Annotated in this window: 21 protein-coding genes and 1 pseudogene; 15 read left to right on the top strand and 7 right to left on the bottom strand. The window is 64.9% G+C overall.

Going from position 1 to position 23,047, the window contains the following annotated elements; translation table 11 throughout:
* Positions 1 to 294 precede the first annotated feature (294 nt).
* Positions 295 to 1,179, top strand: a complete 885-nt coding sequence (gene htpX / locus HY699_00195) for a protease HtpX (GenBank protein ID MBI4514226.1) — start codon at positions 295 to 297, stop codon at positions 1,177 to 1,179.
* 234 nt (positions 1,180 to 1,413) lie between these two features.
* Here the strand turns inward: htpX and HY699_00190 are convergent, their stop codons facing one another.
* From HY699_00190 to HY699_00175, 4 genes and pseudogenes are all read right to left on the bottom strand, one after another.
* The gene (locus tag HY699_00190) at positions 1,414 to 2,820 is read right to left on the bottom strand and encodes a hypothetical protein (protein ID MBI4514225.1); all 1,407 of its coding nucleotides are present in this window, start codon (positions 2,818 to 2,820) and stop codon (positions 1,414 to 1,416) included.
* 88 nt (positions 2,821 to 2,908) lie between these two features.
* On the bottom strand, positions 2,909 to 4,006 hold the full coding sequence (locus HY699_00185; GenBank protein ID MBI4514224.1) for a hypothetical protein: 1,098 nt from the start codon (positions 4,004 to 4,006) through the stop codon (positions 2,909 to 2,911).
* Positions 4,006 to 5,424 (bottom strand): cytochrome c, encoded by a 1,419-nt coding sequence (locus tag HY699_00180; GenBank protein ID MBI4514223.1) that lies wholly within the window; start codon positions 5,422 to 5,424, stop codon positions 4,006 to 4,008. Before HY699_00180 ends, HY699_00185 begins: the two co-directional genes overlap by 1 nt.
* Before the next feature lie 58 nt (positions 5,425 to 5,482).
* Positions 5,483 to 5,668: pseudogene (locus HY699_00175) on the bottom strand (MBL fold metallo-hydrolase).
* 468 nt (positions 5,669 to 6,136) lie between these two features.
* On the opposite strand from HY699_00175, the gene HY699_00170 reads away from it, so the two are divergent.
* The 5 genes from HY699_00170 (at position 6,137) to purE (ending at position 9,673) form a co-directional block, all read left to right on the top strand.
* Positions 6,137 to 6,439: a hypothetical protein gene (locus HY699_00170; GenBank protein MBI4514222.1), complete on the top strand. Its 303-nt coding sequence runs from the start codon at positions 6,137 to 6,139 to the stop codon at positions 6,437 to 6,439.
* A complete protein-coding gene (locus tag HY699_00165) occupies positions 6,373 to 6,849 on the top strand; it encodes a GIY-YIG nuclease family protein (protein MBI4514221.1) in 477 nt (158 codons plus the stop codon). The genes HY699_00170 and HY699_00165 overlap by 67 nt, the downstream gene beginning before the upstream one ends.
* A gap of 5 nt (positions 6,850 to 6,854) precedes the next feature.
* Positions 6,855 to 7,943 (top strand): FtsH protease activity modulator HflK, encoded by a 1,089-nt coding sequence (gene hflK / locus HY699_00160; protein ID MBI4514220.1) that lies wholly within the window; start codon positions 6,855 to 6,857, stop codon positions 7,941 to 7,943.
* A gap of 2 nt (positions 7,944 to 7,945) precedes the next feature.
* Positions 7,946 to 8,818: a protease modulator HflC gene (gene hflC / locus HY699_00155; GenBank protein ID MBI4514219.1), complete on the top strand. Its 873-nt coding sequence runs from the start codon at positions 7,946 to 7,948 to the stop codon at positions 8,816 to 8,818.
* A gap of 276 nt (positions 8,819 to 9,094) precedes the next feature.
* The gene (gene purE / locus HY699_00150; GenBank protein MBI4514218.1) at positions 9,095 to 9,673 is read left to right on the top strand and encodes a 5-(carboxyamino)imidazole ribonucleotide mutase; all 579 of its coding nucleotides are present in this window, start codon (positions 9,095 to 9,097) and stop codon (positions 9,671 to 9,673) included.
* On the opposite strand, the gene HY699_00145 is transcribed toward purE, so the two are convergent.
* A complete protein-coding gene (locus tag HY699_00145) occupies positions 9,670 to 10,569 on the bottom strand; it encodes a serine protease (protein ID MBI4514217.1) in 900 nt (299 codons plus the stop codon). The two genes, purE and HY699_00145, sit on opposite strands and share 4 nt — an antisense overlap.
* A gap of 122 nt (positions 10,570 to 10,691) precedes the next feature.
* Between HY699_00145 and HY699_00140 the strand changes: the two genes are divergently transcribed.
* The 4 genes from HY699_00140 (at position 10,692) to HY699_00125 (ending at position 14,118) form a co-directional block, all read left to right on the top strand.
* Entirely contained in the window at positions 10,692 to 12,083 is a 1,392-nt protein-coding gene (locus HY699_00140) for an anthranilate synthase component I family protein (protein MBI4514216.1), read from the top strand.
* Complete coding sequence (locus HY699_00135) at positions 12,080 to 12,964, top strand: aminotransferase class IV (GenBank protein MBI4514215.1); 885 nt, start codon at positions 12,080 to 12,082, stop codon at positions 12,962 to 12,964. Before HY699_00140 ends, HY699_00135 begins: the two co-directional genes overlap by 4 nt.
* 9 nt (positions 12,965 to 12,973) lie before the next feature.
* On the top strand, positions 12,974 to 13,360 hold the full coding sequence (locus HY699_00130) for a hypothetical protein (protein ID MBI4514214.1): 387 nt from the start codon (positions 12,974 to 12,976) through the stop codon (positions 13,358 to 13,360).
* A gap of 107 nt (positions 13,361 to 13,467) precedes the next feature.
* Positions 13,468 to 14,118, top strand: coding sequence for a DNA-3-methyladenine glycosylase 2 family protein (locus HY699_00125; protein ID MBI4514213.1), 651 nt, complete (start codon positions 13,468 to 13,470; stop codon positions 14,116 to 14,118).
* 34 nt (positions 14,119 to 14,152) lie between these two features.
* On the opposite strand, the gene HY699_00120 is transcribed toward HY699_00125, so the two are convergent.
* Positions 14,153 to 15,133 carry an MBL fold metallo-hydrolase gene (locus HY699_00120; GenBank protein ID MBI4514212.1) on the bottom strand — a complete coding sequence of 327 codons (981 nt, stop codon included), beginning with the start codon at positions 15,131 to 15,133 and terminating at the stop codon, positions 14,153 to 14,155.
* Here HY699_00120 and HY699_00115 point away from each other — a divergent pair.
* A complete protein-coding gene (locus tag HY699_00115; GenBank protein ID MBI4514211.1) occupies positions 15,132 to 15,347 on the top strand; it encodes a hypothetical protein in 216 nt (71 codons plus the stop codon). The two genes, HY699_00120 and HY699_00115, sit on opposite strands and share 2 nt — an antisense overlap.
* Positions 15,348 to 15,505: 158 nt before the next feature.
* Here HY699_00115 and HY699_00110 read toward each other — a convergent pair whose 3' ends face one another.
* Positions 15,506 to 16,522, bottom strand: a complete 1,017-nt coding sequence (locus HY699_00110; protein MBI4514210.1) for an alcohol dehydrogenase catalytic domain-containing protein — start codon at positions 16,520 to 16,522, stop codon at positions 15,506 to 15,508.
* Positions 16,523 to 16,752: 230 nt separating this feature from the next.
* On the opposite strand from HY699_00110, the gene pilB reads away from it, so the two are divergent.
* The 4 genes from pilB (at position 16,753) to HY699_00090 (ending at position 22,982) form a co-directional block, all read left to right on the top strand.
* Positions 16,753 to 18,447 carry a type IV-A pilus assembly ATPase PilB gene (gene pilB / locus HY699_00105; protein ID MBI4514209.1) on the top strand — a complete coding sequence of 565 codons (1,695 nt, stop codon included), beginning with the start codon at positions 16,753 to 16,755 and terminating at the stop codon, positions 18,445 to 18,447.
* A gap of 64 nt (positions 18,448 to 18,511) precedes the next feature.
* Positions 18,512 to 19,585 (top strand): type IV pilus twitching motility protein PilT, encoded by a 1,074-nt coding sequence (locus HY699_00100; protein MBI4514208.1) that lies wholly within the window; start codon positions 18,512 to 18,514, stop codon positions 19,583 to 19,585.
* 104 nt (positions 19,586 to 19,689) lie between these two features.
* Positions 19,690 to 20,910 (top strand): type II secretion system F family protein, encoded by a 1,221-nt coding sequence (locus HY699_00095; protein ID MBI4514207.1) that lies wholly within the window; start codon positions 19,690 to 19,692, stop codon positions 20,908 to 20,910.
* On the top strand, positions 20,907 to 22,982 hold the full coding sequence (locus HY699_00090) for a sigma 54-interacting transcriptional regulator (GenBank protein ID MBI4514206.1): 2,076 nt from the start codon (positions 20,907 to 20,909) through the stop codon (positions 22,980 to 22,982). The genes HY699_00095 and HY699_00090 overlap by 4 nt, the downstream gene beginning before the upstream one ends.
* The last annotated feature ends 65 nt before the right edge of the window (positions 22,983 to 23,047 follow it).

The raw sequence follows: 23,047 nt of genomic DNA, 5'->3' as shown, positions 1-23,047 counted from the left end.
TTGCGCCCCAACGGGCGACAGCACCACTGTCGCGGCGAATTTATTGCCGCTCCTGCGCACTTGCTGCATGCGCTCCGCGCCAACAGCTCCGTCTGCTTACGCTGATCCTACCGCGCGCACGCGACTATGACAGGACCCTGGGGCTCGAAGGTCTCGATCAAGGAAGAGGCCCTGCTGGCGGAAATCGCCGCGGCGTTCACGGGAGCGGCTGAGCATACCCAATCGTGACCGGTTTGCGGTCACGATTGCTCCAGATACCGGAGCCGAGCCGCTCACATTGAGGAGGAGATCAAAATGAAGCGCATCGTTCTGTTTCTTGCCACCAACATCGCCATTTTGCTGGTGCTCAGCGTCACGCTGCGCCTGCTCGGCATCGAGCGCATTCTGGACGCGGAGGGCATCGGGCTCGACATGGGGGGCCTCTTGGCCTTCGCCGCCGTCTTCGGCATGGGCGGCGCGTTCATCTCGCTGGCCCTGTCCAAGTGGACGGCGAAGCGGCTGACCGGGGCCGAGGTGATCGTCGCGCCGAGCAACGCGGCCGAAGCGTGGCTGGTGGAGACGGTGCGGCAGCACGCGACGCGCGCCGGCATCGCCATGCCGGAGGTCGCCGTCTACGACTCGCCCGACCCCAACGCCTTCGCCACGGGGATGAACCGCAACAAGGCGCTGATCGCCGTGAGTAGCGGACTCGTTACCGGCATGCGGCGCGAGGAGGTGGATGCCGTGCTCGGGCACGAGGTGAGCCACGTGGCCAACGGCGACATGATCACCCTCGCGCTGATCCAGGGAGTGATCAACACCTTCGTCATCGTGCTGTCGCGCGTGGTCGGGCACGCCGTCGACCGCATCGTCTTCAAGACCGAGCGCGGGCACGGGCCGGCGTTCTGGCTCACCACCATCATCGCCCAGGTCGTGCTGGGCATCCTGGCGAGCGTCATCGTCATGTGGTTCAGCCGGCGCCGCGAGTTTCGTGCCGACGCCGGCGGCGCCCGCCTGGCGGGGCGCGACAACATGATCGCCGCGCTCGAGCGGCTGAAGAAGGCCCAGCCCGAGCCCCTGCCCGACCAGATGGCGGCCTTCGGCATCGCGGGCGGCGTCGGGCGCGGGATGGTGCGCCTGTTCATGTCGCACCCGCCGCTCGCAGAGCGCATCGCGGCGCTGCGCAGCACCGCGCTCTAGCTCGCCAGCTCCGGCGTCGGAGGTTCCTCACTTCATCTGCTTCGCGATGGACGGAACGGAGGCGAAGAGCATGAAAGCATACAAGACAAGAGATGAATACGATGTCTGACGCTCTCGTCCTGGCTGCACGGCCCGTCCGGTGCAACAAGAACAGAATAGGGAGGAAGTGATGCCACTCGAAGCGATACGCCGGGACAGCACGGCTCAGGGTGCCGCGCGCACAGCCTGACGGCTTCAACCTCTCGGCGCCTCGCGGTGCAGATTCACCTCGGCGCGCCGCAGTACAGGGAGCGCCAAGAGCGGCACGAGGCCGATCACCAGCACGGTGATCATGAGCCGGCCGAGGTTGGAGTAATCCGACTGCGTCACCGCGTACATGGTGTTGAGGTAACGGGTGCACAACTCGCTTGCCGACAGCGCCAGGTTCATCAAGGACGCCATGATGGCAAACATCGTTGCCTCGGCGCCGCGTGGCGCCGTACGCGCGATCAGGATGAGCATGGGGACCATCGTCAGCTGGCCGAGCGGCGCGGAGATCGTCGTGTCGATGAGCGCCAGCGTGCGCGCCGACACGCCCAGCCACGTGTGCAGGCCATAGAAAAGACCGATATTCGGCAGGTAGAGAATCGTGGCGGCGACGATGACCCAGAGGAGCGTGACGCTCACCGGACGATGCGTGATGGGTTTGCGAAAGACCGCCAGCCCGACGAGGCTCAGGACGGAGCCGACCTGGGCGAGGATGCCGAGAAAGCGCTCGTCGAATCCCAGCTGGTCGATGGCCCAGTAGCTGTAGCCCTGTCCGGTGCCGGGCGTGGCGCGAAAGAGGAAGATCACCAGGGCCGCAAGCACGACGGCGCGCGTAACGCCGACCTGCCAGAGGAGCAAACCGATCAGTACGGCCGAGACGATCAAGATGATCTCCTGCCCATACGGCACGGCGAGCGCTTCGAGCGCCACGCTCACCGCCGCGTAGGCAAATCCCACCAGCATGATGATCGAGGCGTTGTGACCGGCGAGCGGTCCGTCGGTCGGGGGCCGCTCCGCCGCGCGCTTGGTGCGCACGAACAACGCCGCCACCGCAACCAGCACGGGAAGCGCCGCCCCTACCGCACAAACTCCACGCGGTCCGATCCATTGCGTCAGAACACCGCTCAGATACCCGACACTGATCGTACCGGTGAGGAGCGCCATGCGGCCGAGTGTCTGAATCTGTGCGACATCTTCGTCGGACTCGGCAGTCTCGACGCTCAGCGCATCGGCCACCACGTCCTGGACCATGAATCCCACGGCGATGATCACCGTCGCCGCGAGATACGCCGCCTTCGTGCTCACCACCGTCGCCAGCGCGGCATAGCCACCGAAGGAGAGGAAACTACCGAGCAACAGATACGGTACGCGGCGATTGCCGAAGATGGGATAGCGATCCGAGGAGACCCCGACCACCATTTTCATGCTCCACGGCAGGCCGATCCAGAAGCCGATGTGTGCCGCCTCGGCGGGGGTGATGCCGAGCGTGTCCTTTTGAAGATAAAGAAGCCCAACGCTCGTGATCGAGCTGGCACCGTACGCGAAGTAGGTGATCAGCACCGGCAGATAGGCGGGCCGGACCGGGCCGATCACGCGTGCAAGAAATCCCGCCATTTGATTCAACAATGCGGAAGTTGGGCTACCTCCGCAACCTCAGCAAACCGGCGTCCCGAAGGCGCCGGGCATGAGAGGACATGTCAACTCAGCGAGCCGCACTTGTCCGCCGCCGGCCTTGGGCCAGCGCGATGCACCAGGCGATCAGGGCGGCGTTGATCACGAAGCAGACGAGGAATACGGGCAGCCCACCCACCGCCGCGGCGCGCGCGTGCTGCTCGTAGAGCGCCCCGATATCGACCGCAGATAGTCGGATCGCTTCGCGCACCACGGTGACGCCGACCACGGTGATCAGCACGCCGATCGATGCCACGCCCAGCCACACCACGCTCACCCACGGGCGGCGCCACTGTGCCACCCAGGCGACCACTTGCAGGACCAAGCCGAACACCGCAGCAACCAGATACGGACTTGCCAGGGCTCCGGTGAGCTGCCGGCGCGCGGCCTCCTCCATCGTTAGATAGTAGAGCCCGCCGCACGCCGCGCTGAGGACCAGACCGCCGACGGCCAGCAACGCCAAGCGCGACAGCTCAGCGTGGGGCAGCCTCCGCCCGGCGCGTTGCCTCAACCACAATTGCCACGCCACGAGAACCGCCAGCGTCGGGATCGCTCCGACGAACCACACCGCCAAGCGCGGCAGCAGCTCAGGGCTGCGGTAGATCTGTGCCCCGGACGCGTAGAAGCCCGCCCACACTCTCTCGTGCGTACTGAGCAGGTGGTTTTCGGTCCACGAGTAGCCCGCGAACACGAAGCACAGCCACGCCCCGCCGCCGAGGGCCGCACGCGCGGCTGCCGCCCACTCGCCAATGCGCCGGCTCTTCAGCAGGTAGAGGAGATAGAAGCCAACGATGAGCACGGGGAGCATCGCCATCCAGCGATGAAACAGGAGCAGGTTGGCCGAGTAGAATTGCCGTTGATAGAGGATTTGCACGAACAGCAGCGGCGCCACGCCCGCCGTGATCGCGGCGCTCAATGCAAACGGCATCCAGTCCCGCAACACCAGCGCCGTCGTGCTGCGCTCGCGGGCGGCCGCCGCGCCGCCGGTGAACAAGGTCACCACCGCAAGGTACGCCGTCCCAGCCAGGACGTAGTTCATGAACAGCACGTGGATCACCAGGGTGAGCACGTAGAAGGTCAGGTAGAAGGCGGTAGCGCCCGGGAATCCGAATGGAAAGGGCGCATCCATCAGCGCACCCCGGCCGCGCGGTATGCGCGGCGCGCAATCCCTGGCGCCGTCCCCGCCTCGGCCAGCCAGCGGTCGATCTGCGCGAGCGTGTCCGGATCGTCCGCCAGCGGCCAAGTGGCCGGGCGGCCCCTCTTGACCCACGAGAGCATCTGCACCAAGGCCTCCAGCTCAGCCGCCGTGCCGGCGAAGGGCGGCATGAAGGCTTTGGTCCGCTGCAGCTTGGCAATGTTCATCCGCTTCTGCTCCACGGTCCACGACCCGGCGAGGTGGATGATTCCGTTGGCGCCTGCGAGCGTGTGGCAGACGCTGCACTGGAAGCGATAGACCTTGGCGCCCAGCCGGATCTGATCGTTCGGGTAGCTCGCCGCATCGCGCAGCGGGTACGGATCATGGGTGACCGAGCCGACGCGGCGCAGCCGCTCGACGTCTGGCTGCGTCATCGCATTGGAGTACAGGATATCGCGAACCGTGTACGGTTTGCGGACGCCTTCGCGCACGAACTCGCCGCCAGCGGTGGCACCAAATGCCAGCGCGACCAGCAGCGTTGCGGTCGCCCCATTGATGTAAAGCTTCTGGCGAATCAGCCCGACGGCCGCGTACAGGCCGATGAGTAGCGAGGTGCCCACCGCCAGCATGAGGAACATCGTCATGGCGGCGCTGCCGCCCAGCACCCACACGCGGCTGTCGCGCGGGATGACCAGCAGGTACCAGGCCCCGAGCGCCGGCATCAGCGCCATGGGCGCGAGGAAGTTGGCGGCGCGATTGATGAGCATCGTGCGGGCGTGGCGATCGAGATCGGGCATCGCGTTGATGACCGCGCAGGCCACCAGGGCGGCGATCGTCATCGCGACGATAGTGCGGAAGATCAGCGAAGGCCAGAAGCTGGGATTGAAAAAGCCGCTCCACACCTGCTGCGTCGCCGTCCAGCGGCCGGGCGTGAGCTGCCACGAGAGGATGCCATTGATCCAGAACAGGCTGAACCAGGCGGCGGCCGAGTACAGCAGCAGCAGGGTCATGCGACTGCGATCGGTCAGCACCGGCGCGTAGCGATAGAAGGCGTAGCCCGCGACCACCTCGAGACAGAAAAACGTCCACTCGGTCGCCCACACCCAGTGGAACTCATCGACCATCAATCCGATGGTACGCGGACTCACCTGGATGCTCGTGAACCACACGCCGACGCCGGTGAGCGCGCCGACCACGAAGCTGACGAGCACGAGAAACTGGAAGTACCCTTCGAGAAACTTCCGAGCGTGCGGCACGCGGCGGGTGTGCGCCAGCCACTGGAAGTAGCACATCAGCAAGCCACCCCCGATGGCAAACTGCGCCAGAAACACGTGGACGATGCCCATCCCGCCGATGACCATCCCCTTCATCAGCGGCTCGAAGTCGTTCACTGGGTAATACGGCAGATCCATGTCGCTACCGTGCCCACGCGGCGTGGCAACCCGCCGCGGTTGCCGAGCGCGGCGCGAAGTGGTCGGCGTGCACGTGGGTCTCGATCGTGTGGCTGAGGGTGAGCCCGAGCTCGTGCAGCAGCGCGCGGTCGCGTTCGAACTGCTCGAAGACCGTGCCGATGAGGAGGCCTCGCCGCGTCGCCTCGTCGGCGAGCAGGTAGGTGTAAGTGGAGGAAACGGGATCGAACAACTGCGGGAACAGCATGGCGCGGAGGGATGATCCGGGGGTTTGCCTCGCGACAGGAGTTTTGCGCCTGCGGCCCGTGCGATCGTCTTGCGCGGGTTCGCCGCCGTCACGCGTGGGCTTCATGACGAACCGATCGAGCTGGCGCTCCCCCAAGGGCGGCCTGGATCATCAGGAACTCTCCAACGTTGTCCATCGTGACCAGCCCGACCAGCTTCCCCTTGTCGATGACAGGCATAGTATGACACTCACACTCTTGGAGCCGCGCGAACGCTGTCTCCAGCATCTCCGCCCGAATCCGCGGTCTGGAATTTGCCGCGCATGGCTTCTCCTCCTTACTCAAGCCTCAGCACCAGGTTTGCCTTGCTTGTGCCGCTTCGCCTCTTACCAGAGATCTCCGCAATGGTCACGGACGCGGGCTCGTCTGCCGTCGTTCACCGGAGGCCTTTTGCACGCGGCGAATGATCATAGATCAGGAGCGCGACCGGCATGCGCAAGGTTCTGATTTACTCTCTGCTGCTGCTCCTCGGGCTGGCAGGCACGCAGGTGCTGGCTATCGTCGCTCCCGACGCTCAGGCGGACACGGCCACCGCGGTCAAGCTGCTCACGATGTTCGGCGGGTGCGCGACAAATTTGTGGGTAACGTGGTTCGGTGTTATGGCCGTCATTCCCGCGAAAGGCCGTCATTCCCGCGAAAGCGGGAATCCAGTTTGGCGTTTGGCGCTATGGACAAGCAGTTCTGCGTTTACACCCTGGCCAGCAAACGGAACGGCACGCTGTACATTGGGGTGAACTCACAGCTGGCAACGCGGGTGTGGCAGCATAAGAGCAAGGTCGTGGAGGGTTTTTCGGCCAAGTACGGCGTTGACAAGCTGGTCTACTACGAAGCGCAGGGCTGCGCAGAGACCGCAATCGTGCGGGGAGAAGCAGCTGAAGAAGTGGCGCCGCGCGCCTGGAAGATGACAAATTGCGTCCCTTTCGGCCATGGGCCTCGGCCTGACAGTACACGGTACTGTCAGACTGGTGAGGATTTGCCCGGTCGGCTGCACGTTACCCACAGATTTGTCGCACACCCATGTTCGGCCGCCGTGTTGCAGAGGGCGGGACTTGTGCCACATCGCATGATATCTTACCTGCTCATCGGATCAGACGAAGGAAGGAATGGAGATGAAAAGCATGAAGCGACACGCGACAAATGGTGAGTGCGATGGCGCAACGGCATGACGGTTCTTGGTCCGGCGGTGGCCCCGATGATCCCCTCGAGATGGTCACCCAGGCGTGGGAGGACTTCCGCAGGCGGTTCGCGGGCGGTGGTCGCGGGCGCTTCAACCCGTGGTTGATCGTCGCCATCGCGTTGCTGCTGTATGCCCTAAGCGGGGTCTTCATCGTCGCGCCCGACGAGCGCGGCGTGGTCCTGCGCTTCGGGCGCGTGGTGCGCGAGGCCGATCCTGGGCCGGGGTATCATCTGCCCTGGCCGATCGAGACCGTACTGAAGCCCTCGGTGACGCAGGTCCGCAAGGCGGAGTTCGGTTTCCGCACGGTGGACGCCGGGCCGCCGGCGCGCTACCGCGATGAGGACGTCGAGGCCTTGATGCTGACCGGCGACGAAAACATCGTCAAGCTGCAATTCATCGTGCAGTACAAGGTCAAGCCGGAGGCCCGCGGTGCCACCGATTTTCTATTCAATGTGCGCGACCCGCAGGAGACCGTACGCGACGCCGCCGAGGCCGCCATGCGCGAGATCGTCGGACGCAACAACATCGACAATGCGTTGACCGAGGGGAAGGAGCGCATTCAGGAGGACGCGCAGCTGCTGCTGCAGGAAATCCTCGACCGCTACCGCCTCGGGCTCGAAGTCGTGACGCTGAAGCTGCAGGACGTGGATCCGCCAGACCAGGTGTCGGACGCGTTCAAGGACGTCATCAGCGCGCAACAGGACAAGGAGCGGCTGATCAACGAAGCGACCGGTTACGCCAACGACGTGGTACCGAAGGCGCGCGGCCAGGCGGCGCAACTGCTCAATGAGGCCGAAGGCTACAAGGCTGCCAAGCTCCAGGATGCGGCCGGCGCGGCGCAACGCTTCACCGCTCTCCACGACGAGTACTCCAAGGCCAAGGAGGTCACCCGCCAGCGCCTGTATTTGGAGACGATGGAGGAAGTGCTCGGGCGCATGAACAAGATCCTGCTGGACGACCTCGCCGGCAAACAGGTCGTGCCTTATTTGCCGCTCGATCAGGTACTCAAGCCGCGCTCGGCCGAGCCGGCGGAGCCCGCGGCCCAGCCGGGGAGGAGGTAAACATGGATCGGCGTTGGATTCCTATTCTAGTCGTGCTCGGGCTCGTGCTCGGCACTTGGAAGCTGGCAGCGTACAGTGTGCCGCAGTGGATGCAGGCGATCGTGGTGCAGCTCGGCGATCCCGTACGCACGGTGCAGGAGCCGGGCCTCTATTGGAAGATCCCCCTCATCCAGAACGTGCTCTATTTCGACCAGCGGCTGCTCGACTACAATGCCGCCCCGCGCGAGCTGCTCACCAAAGACAAGCAGCAACTGGTGGTCGACAACTACTCGCGCTGGCGCATCCGTGATCCGCTCCAGTTCTACCGCACCGTCCGCAACGAAGAGGGGGCCCAGTCGCGCCTCGACGACATCATCTACTCGAACCTGCGTGAGACCCTCGGCCGTCACACCTTGCGTGAGATCGTCAACGAGAAGCGCGCGGCGCTCATGAAGCAGGTCACCGAACGCAGCGACGAGAAGGCGCGCGAGTACGGCATCGAGGTGGTGGACGTGGTGATCAAGCGCGCTGATCTGCCCGAGAAGAACGAGCTCAACGTCTTCAACCGCATGCGCACCGAACGCGAGCGCCAGGCCAAGAAGTTCCGCGCCGAAGGTGATGAGGAAGCGCGCAAGATTCGCTCCGAGTCGGATAAACAGGTGCAGATTCTTCTGGCCGAGGCCCGCAAGAAGTCCGAAATCATGCGCGGCGAGGGCGATGCGCTGGCGGTCAAGATCTTCGCCGACGCCTACGGCCGTGACCTGGAGTTCTATCAGCTCGTGCGTACGCTGGAGGCCTACCGCAAGTCGCTCGGTGACGGCACCACCATCATCCTGTCGCCCAACAGCGACTTCTTCCGGCTCTTGAAGCACCTCGATCATCCGCCGAAGCCATGAGGGGGGCCTACTCGCGGGCAATCTTCGACTGAACTGCCCCGCGGGCGTGGCGCTTGGACCAAGAAAGGACTCGCAAGGATGAAACGAAAGCAGCTTCTCGAACGGGTCGAGCTGGCTAAGCAACTGGAGGATTGGGCCGTGCGGCTGCGTCTAGGCAGCGCGATCCGAGTTGGCGGCTCGGCGGTGCGCGTGCCCGAGCGCGTCAGCGTGGAAACCGAGATCGAGTCGGACGATCGCGGCACGGAATTGGAAATCGAAGTGAAGTGGGCGGCTGCCATGACCGAGACAACGCCCATGGTCGGGATTTTGGTGGGCAGCCCGAGCGATCTCGAGACCGTGGCGGCCGCGCGCGACGTTCTGGCCTCGCTCGGTGTGCCCTCGGAACTGCGCGCGCTGTCCGCTCACCGTACGCCGGATCTCACGGTCGAGTACGTGCGCGGCGCCGAGCAGCGGGGTATCGAAGTGATCATCGCCTGCGCCGGCATGGCCGCGCACCTAGCCGGAACGGTTGCGGCGTACACGCTGCTGCCGGTGATCGGGGTGCCGCTGGGCGCCGGGCGGCTTGCCGGCCTCGACAGCTTGCTCGCCACCGTACAGATGCCGCCAGGCGTTCCGGTGGCCACGGTGGCGATCGACGGCGCCAAGAACGCCGCCTTCCTGGCCGCACGCATCCTTGCGCTCAAGTATCCCGCGGTCGGCGTTCGGCTGGACGAAGCGATGGCCGCCGAGCGGGTCCGGTACGAGAAGGCGGGTGCGGCTGCTAAAGAACGTGAGTTGCCGAGCTCGCCGGCGCCGCCGGCACGACCAAAGGCGTCAAGCGCAGCGGTGGCAAAGAAAAAGCGGCGGGAGCACTAGGCGAAGAAGGCTTCCGCGTCGCCGGCGCAGATGGCGAGCGGTTTGATTTCATCGCTGCGGAAGACGGTGCAAGCGATGGTGTCGCCCGGGCTATGGGCCCAGAGCAGTTGGTAGAGCGCAGCGCGCCCAGTAACTTCGCGGCCATCCACCGTCAGCAGAACGTCGCCGGCTTTGAGCCCGCCGCTCTCCGCCGGCGTACCCGGCAGCACGCCGGCTATGATCAGGCGCCCCCGCCAGGTGTAGCAGTACAAGCCCACCCACGCGCGCGGCGGCCGGGTGGTGCGCCGCCCGTTGCGGAGTAGCTCTTGGCGGTGATCGAGGAAATTCTCGACCGGGACGGCGAGGGTGAACCGCCCGACTTCGTTGAGGTCGAGCGATACCACGCCCACCAAGTGACCCATGCCGTCAAACAACCCGCCACCGGTGAGCCCCGGATTGACCGCGGTGGTGGTGATAGCGCGCTCCAACCGGTACTCCCAGTAAGCGTCGAACGCGTCGAGCGAGCTGACGGCGCCGTTGCTGACCCGGCGGGCATTGTCCCCCAGCGCCGCCACGATAAAGACCTCTTGCCCGCGCTGGAGACCGGTTGAGGCGCTGAGCTTGGCTACCGGCAGCTTGCGGCCATCGACGCGTACCAGCGCGATGCCGGTGGCGAAGTCCTGCGCTGCCACCTCACCCGCCAGCTCGCTGCCATCGAGCAGCGTCACCGTGATGGACTGCGCCCCAACGACGATGTACTGCACCGTCAAGATCAGCCCGGCCGAATCCACCACCGTGCCCGAGCCCGCCCGTTCGCAGCCGAGAATCGCTGCCGACGGATGATCGGCCGGCACTTCGCCCTGCAATTGCACGGTCGCCGGCAACACCCGCTCGAGCAATGTGACCGATGCATTCATCGGCGGCGGTTTGCTCTCTGGTGCTGGTAGTCGCGCATGGCTCCACCCTAGGCGCGGCGCGGTGAGTTGCAACCACCGAGCCCCGTGGCTATGAAAACAGTCACTGCCAAAGCAGGAATCGCATGCCGGCGCAAGAACTCCGTCTCGCACGCACACCGGTCGAAGTGCTGACCGCGGCGGCGTGGCCACGCCCGTTCGTGTTCGATGGTGGCGGGCCGCAGTCGTGGGGAAACGGCTTCGCGCTCTTCGGGCACACTCCGCGGGCTACGCTGCGCGTCGAGGCCAGCGGAACGGCGCAATGGACCGGCGACGGCAGCAGGCGCCAACTGCTGGGGCATCCCTTGGATCTGATCGAGCAGTTTCGGCGCACCTACGCCAGGCGCGTGATCGATGAGCCGACCACTGTCTTCGCCGGCGGCCTGGTCGCGGCCCTGAGCTACGATCTCAAGCACTGGATCGAGCGCCTGCCCGCACGCGCCCGCGACGACCAGGGTCTGCCGGTACTGGAGTGCGCCTGGTACGACTGGGCGCTAGTGTTCGATTACCGCACCCGCGCCTGGCAACTGGCGTCGTCATTCCTGACTGCGGGCGAGCTGCACGCCGTCGGTCAGAAAATCATGGCGGCAACCCGCGCCACGCCCGCGCCGGCGGCACAGTTGACGGCATCGCTCACTCACAATGTAACCCACGCCGAGTACATCGCCGCGGTGCGGCGGGCGCTGGCGTACATCGCCGCCGGTGATATTTACCAGGTCAATCTCGCCCAGCGCTTCGACGCCGCCGTGCGCGGGATGACGCCGCGGGCGGCGGCGGCCACCTTGTTTGCGCACTGGCAGCAGCGCCACCCGATGCCGTTTGCGGCCTACCTCGATTGCGCAGACTTCACGGTGATCAGCAACTCGCCCGAATGTTTTCTGCAACTGACACCCGCAACCATCGCCACCTTTCCGATCAAAGGCACGCGCCCCCGCGGTATGGATAACGCCCACGACGTTGCCAATGCGCTGGCCTTGCGCACCGATGCCAAGGAAGCGGCCGAGCATGTCATGATCGTCGACCTGGAGCGCAACGACTTGGGCCGGCTATGCCAGCCGGGCTCGGTGGAGGTGACGGAGTTCGCCACGGTGCAATCGTATCCGACGCTGCACCATTTGGTCTCGGCGGTGCATGGGCGGCGGCGTGCCGGCATCGAGCTGGCGGAGATCCTTAGCGCCACCTTTCCCGGCGGTTCGATCACCGGGGCCCCGAAGATCCGGGCGATGGAGATCATTGACGAGCTGGAGCCGGTGCGGCGCGGCTTCTATACCGGTGCCGTCGGCTTCCTCGACGCCCATGGTGCCGGCTGCTTCAACATTGCCATTCGAACCGCGCTGGGGTGCGGGGACAAACTGACCTTTCACGCCGGCGGGGCGATCGTGGCCGACTCCGATCCGCAAGCCGAGTACGAGGAAACCCTGCTGAAGGCGCGCGCTTTTTGTGAGGCGTGGACCGGGCGCGAAGGTGTACGAGTATGACTGTTCAACCCGATCTTGGCGGCGTCGTCTTCATAAATGGCCGCCTGTTACCGGCGGCGCGGGCGCGGGTGAGCGTGTTCGATCGCGGCTTGCTCTACGGCGATGGCCTGTTCGAGACCGTGCGCACGTACCGCGGCAGCGCCTTTGCGCTCGACGATCACCTGGCGCGCCTGCATGCCAGCGCGCGTTGGCTGCGCATCCCGGTGCCGCAACTGGATTGGCCCAGGCAGATCGGTGCGCTCTTGCGGCGCAACCGGCTTGATGCGGGCGATGCCACGGTACGAATTACGCTGACCCGCGGTGCCGCACGGCCCGGCTTGCTGCCGCCGCGCCTGGTTAGGCCGACGCTGTTGATGACCGCGGCTGCAATCGCTCCCGCCGTGGCGCGCGCGCAGCGCCGCGGGGTGCGGGTGGCTTTGTTGCCGTTTGCGCGCGCCGGTGTGCTTGCCGGCCACAAGCTGCTCGATTACGTGCCGGCGATTCTGGGGCGCGTTATTGCTCACCGCCACCGGGCGTTCGAAGGGTTGTACGTCGACGGCGAGGGCCGGCTCAGCGAGGGTACCACCTGCAATCTCTTCCTCTGCCGTCACGGGCGGCTGCTGACGCCGCCGCTAACCGGCGGGCCGGAGGTGCTGCCCGGAGTGACGCGCCGGCTGGTGGTGCAGCTCGCCGCCAGCGCGAAGATCGCGATGGAGGAAAGGGCTCTCTCCGTCAAGGACCTCGCCGCCGCTGATGAGGCTTTTTGCACCTCGTCGGTGATCGAGATCGTTCCCATCATCCGTGCCGGCGAGCGGCAGGTCGGCAGCGGCCGGCCCGGCGCCCTGACGCGCCGGCTGCAGCGGTTGTACGCAGAAATCGTCGCGCGCGCGATCGCGGCGTAGTAATCCCGCTTGACCGATCGTTGGGAATGGGACAGAACTCCGCGCGCGATGGCCTCGCCCGCGTTGCCGAAGATGATGCTCGGGTTCGTCGTGCGCCGCTGCACGGTGGCGCTCGGACACCGGCCGACTGCGGCCGAGCTCGCGGCTTGGGCCAACAGCCAGAGCGAAGAGGGCAAACCCCGATGCCTATTCGGCCGGCCAATCACCGAAAAGGAAGCGGCCGTGATCTTGCGTCATCCGGCGCGCGCCGTATCCGCCCGGAGCGCGGCCGCGCACGAGCAAGCTGCCGAGGGGGCAGAGGCCGCCAACGCGGTGTCCTTGGCGGCCGCCGCCGCCAGGCACCGCAGCGGGCCGCGCGGGCGCGCGCGTGCGCCCGGCCGCCAGCGCCAACGCTGAGAACGGGTGCGGAAAAACCATCACGCCACACGGTCGCGGTCAGCCGTGCTTGATCAGGGTTGCTGAAGGAATGACGAGTGCTCCGAGTTGGACCGCGAAGGCGCTTTTTGCGCAAACCTGTTTCGATTACCCGCTTGACGCCGGCGCGCAAAGCCGCCGCCGTGCGCCATCTCCGCCGGGCCGATGCCAAGCTGGCGCGGGTGATCGCGGCGGTGGGCACCTGCCAGCTGACCGTCCGTGACGGCAACGCTTATCGCTCGTTGTTTCGCGCCGTGTTGTATCAACAGCTGGCCGGCAACGCCGCCGCGGCGATCGAGCGCCGAGTGCAGGCACTGTTCGGCGGCCGCGTTCCGGCGCCGGCGCAGTTGCTCGCCGCCAGCGACGAGGCCCTGCGCGCGGCCGGACTGTCACGCCAGAAGACGGTGTACTTGCGTGATCTCGCCGCGCGCTTCGACAGCGGGGCACTGTCGGTGCGGCGGCTGGCGGCGCTGCCGGATGCGGAGGTCGTCGCTGCGGTCACCACCGTCAAAGGCATCGGCGAGTGGACCGCGCACATGCTGCTGCTCTTCGGACTCGGCCGCCCCGATGTGCTGCCGGTGGGTGATTACGGGGTCCGCAAGGCCGCGCAGCAACTCTATCAGCTCGACGACTTGCCGCGGCCGCACACCTTGGAGCAGATTGCGGCACCGTGGCGCCCGTATCGCTCGGTGGCCTCGTGGTACCTCTGGCGCATGCTGGATACCGAAGTGCTGCTGTAAAACACCGAGTGCTGCCTTATCCCGACTATCCCGACTATCCCAAGTGAGGCCACGCCGGCACTCCGCTGCGCTCGAGCTGGCGCTGATCGTGCGACACCAGCAGAGTAACCCCGGCGTGTTGGCCCAAGCCGCGCAGGAAACGGCGCAGCTCGCCGAGCCGCTCGCCGTCCTCGGGTACCACCAACAAGCTGTACAAGGCCGGTTTCGGCACATCGAAGGTGATGCCGTCGATGTTGTTAGCGGTGTCTCCGGTGAACACGTAGTGGCGTGAGCCGTCGCTCGTCGCCATGTGCGCGACAACGATCTGACTGCCGGGCGTGTGGCCGCCGGCGGCAATCACAAACAGTCCGGGAAAACCGCTGACCGGCATTAGCGGTGCGCCCTCGAGTCGCTCGCGTTGCACACAGCTGGCCGCTTGCAGCAGGCGCAGCCCAGCGCGGGTGAGGTGGTTGGTGCGCAGCGCTTGGGCCTCGGTTTGGAACACGTGGATGCGCTGGCTCACACCGGCGCACAGCGCGGTGATACCGCCGACATGGTCCGAGTGCAAATGTGTGAACAGAGCGCCCTGCACCCGCGCCGCCGCCTGGCCGAGACCTTCGGCGACGCTGCCGAGCGGCTTGATCGGCTGCCCGCCGCTGAAGCGCTCGATCGGCCGGCCGAAGGCCGCTGCCTCCTCGCGCGTCATGCCCGCATCTATCAGCACGATGCGGCCGTCGGCCCACTCGAGCACGAAAGACGGGTGGCTCATGACGTAGGGTTCCTGCGGGTGCGGATCGCGCTTGGGGTCGAGCACCGCCGAACGCGGCATGGGCTGGGTGGCAGTGTTGAGATAGGAAATCCGCACTGGCCCGTCGGCTGAGTTCGTGCCGACAACTGCCGCGGCTGCCGGCAGGGGGGTGCGCTCGCGCCGAATTGTCAGGTGTGCCCACGTCAGCCCCGATGCCGCCGCGACGATGGCGATAGCGACCAATGCCAGTACTACGAGCACGATCTTCTTGGTCATGCGCCTAGTCATGCGCCCTCCGTTTGCCGTTCCCATATCCGGCTCTGTGTTCGGAAACCAGGGCGAGGCGCGTAGGTATCTAAGCGGCAACCCGGCGTGGAACCGCAACGGCTCGAAGCTGGCGCACGACATCTTCGCCGCGGGCATCGGTATCGTCAACGCCGATGGCAGCGGCGGTCAGATCGTGCCCAACACCGGCGACGGGTTCGATCCGGATTTGGATTAGAACCGAACGCTCTCACGAGCGGGCTTCAAGCGGGGCACGGAGGTTTACTCCGTGCCCCGAGCCCGGCTCGTAATTGACGCAACCGACCGCAACGATTTCTGAGCTGCTCGGCGCAACAAGAATATCGTGGCCCGCGGCGCCAACGCCGCGGGCCGCGATCAGGGGAACTCGACCACCACCTTCGCCTGGGTCGAGGGCTGGGACAGCTCGGCGAAGGCCCGCGGGACCTCGTCGAGGCTGATTACGTCGGTGATCAGGGGCTGCACCTCGAAGTGCCGGTGCTCAAGGGCCTCGATCGCGGCTTCAAACTCGGCACGGGTGTAGCCAAGTACGAACTTCACTTCGAGTTCCTTCAACACGGCGGTGAGCGGGAAGACTTCGTCCATCTCCATGCAGGCACCGAGCACGATCACTTCCCCGCGGGTGGCGGCGGCCATGAACGCGGTGTTGAGGGTGCCTTTGACGCCCACACACTCGTAGACGGTGTCGGGCTCGCGCCCGGCCAGTTCGCGCACGGTCGCCGTCGGGTCGCTGCGGTGAGGGTTCTCGACCGCGGTGGCGCCTAGCTGGCGAGCCAGCGCCGCCCGGCCGTCGGTGATCTCCGATACGACAATGGTCTTGGCGCCGAGGTGGCGCGCCCACAGCAAGGTCACCAGGCCGATCGGCCCGGCACCGATGATGAGAACCGCGGCATCCTTGCTGGCGCGCGCCCGCCGAACCCCACGCAACCCGACGGCCAGGGGCTCGACCAAGGCGGCCTGGCGCAGCGAGACGTTGTCCGGCACGCGCAGCAAGCTGGCGGGGTGGACGCGGACGTATTCAGCAAACGCGCCGGCAAGCTGGCCGAGGCCAATGCCGCGCACCTGCGCACAGCGGATCCCGTCACCTCGCCGGCAGGCGGGGCACCCGCCGCATGCCATGTATGGCAGCGACACCACGCGCGCACCGATCTCCCAGCCGCTCGTGCCCGGCCCAAGAGCGATGATCTCGCCCGAGAACTCGTGGCCCATAATCGTGTCGGGCGGTAGCTGGTGAGCGAAGCGCGCCGCATGCAGGTCGGAACCGCAAATGCCGCAGTCGCGTACCCGCAGCAGCACTTCCCCGGCCGCAGGCGCGGGATCGGAGACCGTTGCGATTTGAAGCGTACCGTCGGAGCGTAGCTGTACGGCTTTCATGTGCGCCAGGTACTACCGCTGCGCCTAGCGGTCAATGCGTTCGTTGGCGTTTGCCTGCTCCGGCCCGGTATCGAGCGATGGTGGCGATCGGGGGCCGAACAGGTCTGCGCTTGCCTTGCGGCAGCGCAGATTCGCCCCGGGGAAAAACCAAATTGACAAGCGCCCGGGTCGTCAATTAGCGTGGGCACCTTGGCAGCGGGTGTGCTAGTATTGCCGGCGCGCACGAGACTATGAGCACACGCCTAGGGGAACTACTGGTCAAACGGGGCCTGATCACCCAGGCTCAACTCACCAAAGCGGTCGAGCACCAAGGTGAGCAAGGGGGCGCCCTCAGCGCCGTCCTGGTCAAGCTGAACTTCGTTTCCGATGCTGATCTGACCGCCTACTTGCAGAAGGAGTACCGGCTACCGCTCGTGGACCCGGCCGGGATGGACCTGCCGGCCGACGTGATACGCCTGATTCCGGCCGCTCTGGTCAACCGCCACCATTTGGTGCCGATCAGCCTCAGCGGGTCGTCGCTCACGCTGGCGATGTCCGACCCCTCGAACCTAGTGGCCATCAACGAGGTCAAGTTCCTGGCTGGCTACGACGTCAAGATCGCGGTGGCGGCCACCTCTTCGGTCACGGCCGCGATCCAGCGCTTCTACGATGAAGGGGCCAACTACTCCGAGGTCCTGACCCAGCTCGAAAGCCAGGATGTCGAGTTGGTGCAAACCGAGGAAGAGGTCGACGTCAAGGAGCTCGAGCGGGCGACCGAGGACGCCCCGGTGGTACGGCTGGTCAACGCCATTCTGACCAGCGCCATCAAGCGGCGGGCGAGCGACATCCACTTGGAGCCCTTCGAGCGCATGTTTCGCGTGCGCTTCCGGGTCGATGGCGTGCTCGAAGAAATCATGAAGCCGCCACTGAAGCTGAAGAACGCCATCACCTCGCGCATCAAGGTAATGTCGAGCCTCGATATTGCCGAGCGCCGCTTGCCGCAAGACGGCCGGATCAAGTTGAAGATAGGCCCCGGCCAGGAGATGGACTTCCGCGTCTCGGTGCTGCCGACGATCTTCGGCGAGAAGATCGTGCTGCGCTTGCTGGATAAATCGAGCCTGCAGCTCGACATGACCAAGCTCGGTTTCGAAGAAGGAGCGCTCAAGGACTTCAAGGACGCGATCTACAGGCCCTTCGGCATGGTCCTGGTCACCGGGCCGACCGGTAGCGGCAAGACCACGACGTTGTATTCGGCGCTTTCCGAACTCAACAAGGCGAGCTCGAACATCTCCACGGCGGAGGACCCGGTCGAGTACAACCTAGTGGGGATCAACCAGGTCCAGATTCACGACGACATCGGGTTGAATTTCGCAAACGCTTTGCGATCGTTCTTGCGGCAAGACCCAGACATCATCATGGTCGGTGAGGTGCGCGACTTCGAGACCGCGGAGATCGCGATCAAGGCCGCGCTCACCGGGCATCTGGTGTTGAGCACCCTGCACACCAACGATGCGCCGTCGAGCGTGAACCGGTTACTCAACATGGGCGTCGAGCCGTTTCTAGTGGCCTCCTCGGTGAACCTCATTCTGGCGCAGCGACTAGCGCGCAAGATCTGCCCGGATTGCCGCGAGCTGACGGAGATGCCGCCACAGGCGCTGCTGGACATCGGCGTCCCGCGCGAAGAGATAGGAACGTTCGGCTGCTTCCACGGGGCGGGCTGTGGCAACTGTAACGGTACCGGATACCGCGGCCGTATCGCCCTCTACGAGGTGATGCCTTTGAGCGAGGAGCTGCGCAGCATGGTTCTCAATGGCGCCTCCGCCAGTGAGCTGAAGCGGACGGCGATCAATCTGGGCATGAAGACGTTGCGCATGAGCGGGGTGACCAAGTTGAAGGAAGGCGTGACGACGGTGGAGGAAGTGGTCCGGGTTACAATAGCGGACTGAGGAGTGCATGGCCATCAGCGATACGGCGCCATTCGTAGAGCACCAGCCGAGCGTGGCCGCCAGCATGCAGGACTTTCTGCGGCTGGTGATCGACAAGGGTGCCACCGATCTCCACCTGACGGCCGATAGCCCGCCGGTGATGCGCCTCAATGGCGTCTTGGCGGCGATGCCCTTCCCGCCGTTGTCGGCCAACGAAACCAAGCAGCTCTGTTACAGCCTGCTGACCGAAAGCCAGCGCCACCGCTTTGAGGAGGAGAGCGAGCTGGATTTCTCCTTCGGGATTCGCGGGTTGAGCCGCTTTCGCGGCAATCTGTTCCTGCAGCGGGGGGCCGTAGGCGGGGCCTTCCGGCTGATCCCGTACCAGGTCCGTGGCTTGGCTGAGCTAGGCTTGCCACCAGTAGTGGCGGAATTGACCAAGCTGCCGCGCGGGCTGGTTCTGGTCACCGGGCCTACGGGCAGTGGGAAATCCACAACTCTGGCCTCGATGATCGACAAGATTAACCGCGAGCGACACGAACACATAATGACGGTGGAAGACCCCATCGAGTTCGTGCACGAGCATCGCGGTTGTGTGGTGAACCAGCGCGAGGTCTTTGCCGACACCAAGGCCTTTGCCGCCGCGCTCAAGCATGTGCTGCGGCAAGACCCCGATATCGTGCTGATCGGTGAAATGCGGGACTTGGAGACGATGGAGGCGTCTTTGACTGTCGCTGAGACTGGGCACCTGGTGCTCTCCACCCTCCACACCAACTCTGCGGTCCAGACCATCAACCGCATCATCGACATTTTTCCGACGAATCAGCAGCCCCAGGTACGCGCCCAGCTGTCTCTGGTCTTGCAAGGGGTCATCTCGCAGCAACTGATCCCGCGGCTTGATGGCAAGGGGCGGGTGCTGGCCGTCGAGGTCATGATCCCCAACGTGGCGATCCGCAACCTGATCCGGGAGGAAAAGGTTCATCAGATATACTCTCAGCTGCAGGTCGGGCAGACCAAGTTCGGTATGCAGACGATGACCCAATCGCTCGTGGACCTCCACCATCGGCGCCTGATTTCGTACGACGAAGCGATCGGCCATGCGACGGAGTTGGACGAGTTACGCGCCATGCTCGGGCCGTCGCCGAGCGCAATGCGTCGCTAGCGCGTCTGGCACACCAACTGCTTCAATCCGCAATAGGAATCGCCGGGATTCTGGCAAGTGCCTGAATTTCTGGCGTTTTGGTTTACGCTGCGGAGGTCAAAAAAATGGCAGTTTTTAGATGGCAGGGCGTTTCGTCACGCGGAGAGATGCTCCAGGGCGAGATGGAGGCGACGACGCGTGATGCCGTACTGGTGCGGCTGCGCGCGCAGCGCATCCAGCCGATACCGTCGAAGGTGAAAGAGAAGGGCAAGGGGCTGGACCGAGAGATCACGCTGCCCGGCTTCGGTGAGAAGATAAAATCGCGGGACATAGTCATCTTCACCCGCCAGCTAGCAACCATGATCGATGCCGGGTTGCCGATCGTGCAGTGCCTCGACATCCTCGCTCAACAATCCGACAATAAGAAATTCGGCAAGGTCATCGGCCAGGTCAAGGAAGAAGTGGAGTCCGGCTCGACCTTCACCGACGCGCTCCGCAAACATCCCAAGCTGTTCGATGACCTCTACACCAACATGGTCGCTGCCGGGGAGGTTGGCGGTATCCTCGATACCATTTTGCACCGCCTTGCCGTGTACATGGAGAAGGCGATGAAGCTCATCGCCAAGATCAAGGGGGCGATGATTTATCCGGTCACCATCATCACCGTGGCGGTGGGAGTCACCGCGGTGCTGTTGATCTACGTGATTCCGGTTTTTGCGGAGCTGTTCGGTAGTTTTGGGCAAGCGCTGCCGATGCCGACCCAGTTCGTGATCAACCTGAGCAATTTTACCATCGCCTACTTCCCTTACATGGCTGCGATCGTCGCAGCCGCGATAGTGGCGTTGCGGCAGAGCTACAAGACCGAGCAAGGCCAGCTGGCCATCGACGGCTTCATGTTGCAGGTGCCGATCTTCGGTGACTTGATTCGCAAGTCGTCGGTGGCACGCTTTAGCCGCACCCTGAGCACGCTGGTCTCCTCCGGCGTCCCGATCTTGGACGCGTTGGCGATTACGGCGCGGACATCGGGCAACAAGGTGGTCGAGCGCTCGATCCTGAGAACGCGGGTGAGCATCAGCGAGGGCAAGACCATCGCGGAGCCGCTGACCCAGAGCAAGGTGTTCCCGCCCATGGTCTGCCAGATGATTGCGGTCGGCGAGGCCACCGGTGCGCTCGATGCGATGCTGCAAAAGATCGCCGACTTCTACGAGGATGAGGTCGACCAAGTGGTCAACAACCTAACGGCCCTGATGGAACCGCTGGTCATTGTGTTCCTCGGCGTGATCATCGGCGGCTTGGTGATTTCCATGTACCTGCCGATCTTCAAGCTCGGAACGGTCATCCAGTGATCGAGGGCCATCACAACACCTCCGGCAGCGAGGATCTGCGCCGCCGCCTGCGCTGGCTGTTGTTCGGCCGCGTTCTGATCATTTCGGCGTTTCTTGGCGCGCTCTCGCTGGTTACGCTCAGCGGGCGTTACAGCCCGTACGTGGTCTCGATCAACTTACTCTTCGGCATCATCGCCGCGACCTACGCTGTCGCCATTGCCTCCGCCGTCGCGTTGCAACGGCTGCATGATCTGCGCGGTTTCAGCCACGGCCAGGTTGGCTTCGACGTACTGCTAACTACGGGGGTGCTCTATCTCACAGGAGGCCCCGACAGCCCTTTCGCCTTTCTCTATACCTTGCCGATCATCAATGCGGCCATCCTGCTCTTCAGCCAAGGGGCGGTGGCCACGGCCGTGATGGCGACGGCCGCGTACACCGGCTTGGTCGCCGGCATGCTTGCCGGAGTTGTTCCGACGCCCGACTATCAGTTTCCACCGGCGGTGTTCGACGGCCAACTCGCCATCCGCATGGCTACCAACAACGGCACCTTCTTCTTGATCGCGATCCTGGCCACTTCTCTCACCCGCAGGTTGCACGAAACCGAGCAGTTGCTGCTCGAGCGTGAGGGCGAGCGGGACAAGCTGGCCGTGCTGCAGGAAGCCCTGGCGCGCAACATCGGCTCGGGGCTGGTTACAACCGACGCCAACGGCCGCATCACCTCAGCCAATGAGATCGCCGAGGCCCTGGTGGGGGGCGAGCCCGGCAGGTTGCGCGAGAAAGACCTCGGCGAGCTGTTTCCGCCGCTCAACCTTACTGCAACCGCTAGGACCGCATTCTTGCAGTCAACCAGCCCGCTGCAACCGACGGAGTTCACCCACCGCTGCGGCGACGAGCGCGAGGTCAAGGTCCGCTGCATGGCGGCGCCGCTGCGCGACACCTATGGGCACGCCATCGGGGCGCTCTACATTCTGCAAGACGTCACCTCGTTGCAGGATCTTGCGCAGGAACTCGAGGGTGAGCAGGCGGGCGAGATGTTGGCGCGAGAAGCAGGCGAGGAAATGGTCGAGGAGGCCGCGCCTCGCGACGGGCTGCTGGGTACCAGCCCGGCCATGCGCCAGGTGCACGAACTGATAGATAAAGTCGCCCGGAGCGATGCCACGATCCTGGTTACGGGCGAAAGCGGCACGGGCAAGGAGCTCGTGGCCCGCGCGATCCACGCGCGCAGCAATCGCACCGATCGCCCGTTTGTTGCCCTCAATTGCGGCGCTATCCCCGAGAACCTGATCGAAAGCGAGCTGTTCGGCCACGTGAAGGGGGCCTTTACCGGGGCCGTCGGCAACCGCGCCGGTTATTTCCGTATGGCCGACGGCGGAACCATCTTTCTCGACGAAATCGGCGAGCTGCCGCTCGCCCTGCAGGTGAAACTCCTGCGGGTATTGCAGGAACGGGTGTTCATCCCGGTCGGAGGCCAGTCCGCCGTCGCCGTCAACGTGCGCGTGATTGCCGCGACCAACCGGGATCTTGCCACCGATATCAAAGCCGGCCGTTTTCGCGAAGACCTGTATTACCGGCTCAACGTCATCACCATCGACCTGCCGCCCTTGCGCGAGCGCCGTCAGGACGTGCCGCTGCTCATTCGCCATTTCTTGCGGCAGTTCTCCGACCTCCACGGCAAGCGCGTAACTCGCCTTACCGTAGGGGCGGCAAAGCTACTGCTGGCGTACGCCTTCCCCGGCAACGTCCGCGAGCTAGAGAACATCATAGAGCATGCCGTAGCACTGAGTGATAGCGAGACGGCGCACGAGGAGCATATGCCTGCTTACTTGCTCAGCGGCAACGGGCAGCTGCAGCCGATGACTCGCCCGCCGGAACCAAGAGCTGCCCCAGCGCCAGCCCCGACTCCGCTGGTCGAAGGTCGTTTCGATCTCGATCGTGACTTGGCGACCTTCGAGAAGGCCGCCCTGCTACGCGCCCTGGAACAAGCGGGCGGTGTCAAGAAGCGCGCGGCCGAACTGCTCGGCATAAATTACCGCTCGCTGCGCCATCGCCTGCAGAAGTACGGGCTTGAAACCGGCAACGATTTCCCGAACTGAATCAGCCCCACATGTGGACAGCGCCGCCACCCCTTCTCGCCCATTTCCAAAGCTCCAGCCCGACA

The sequence above is a fragment of the Deltaproteobacteria bacterium genome, from assembly GCA_016210005.1.
Taxonomy (GTDB): domain Bacteria; phylum Desulfobacterota; class Binatia; order HRBIN30; family JACQVA1; genus JACQVA1.
Note: the sequence above shows the minus strand (reverse complement) of the source record. Positions and strands in the feature narration are given on the sequence as shown.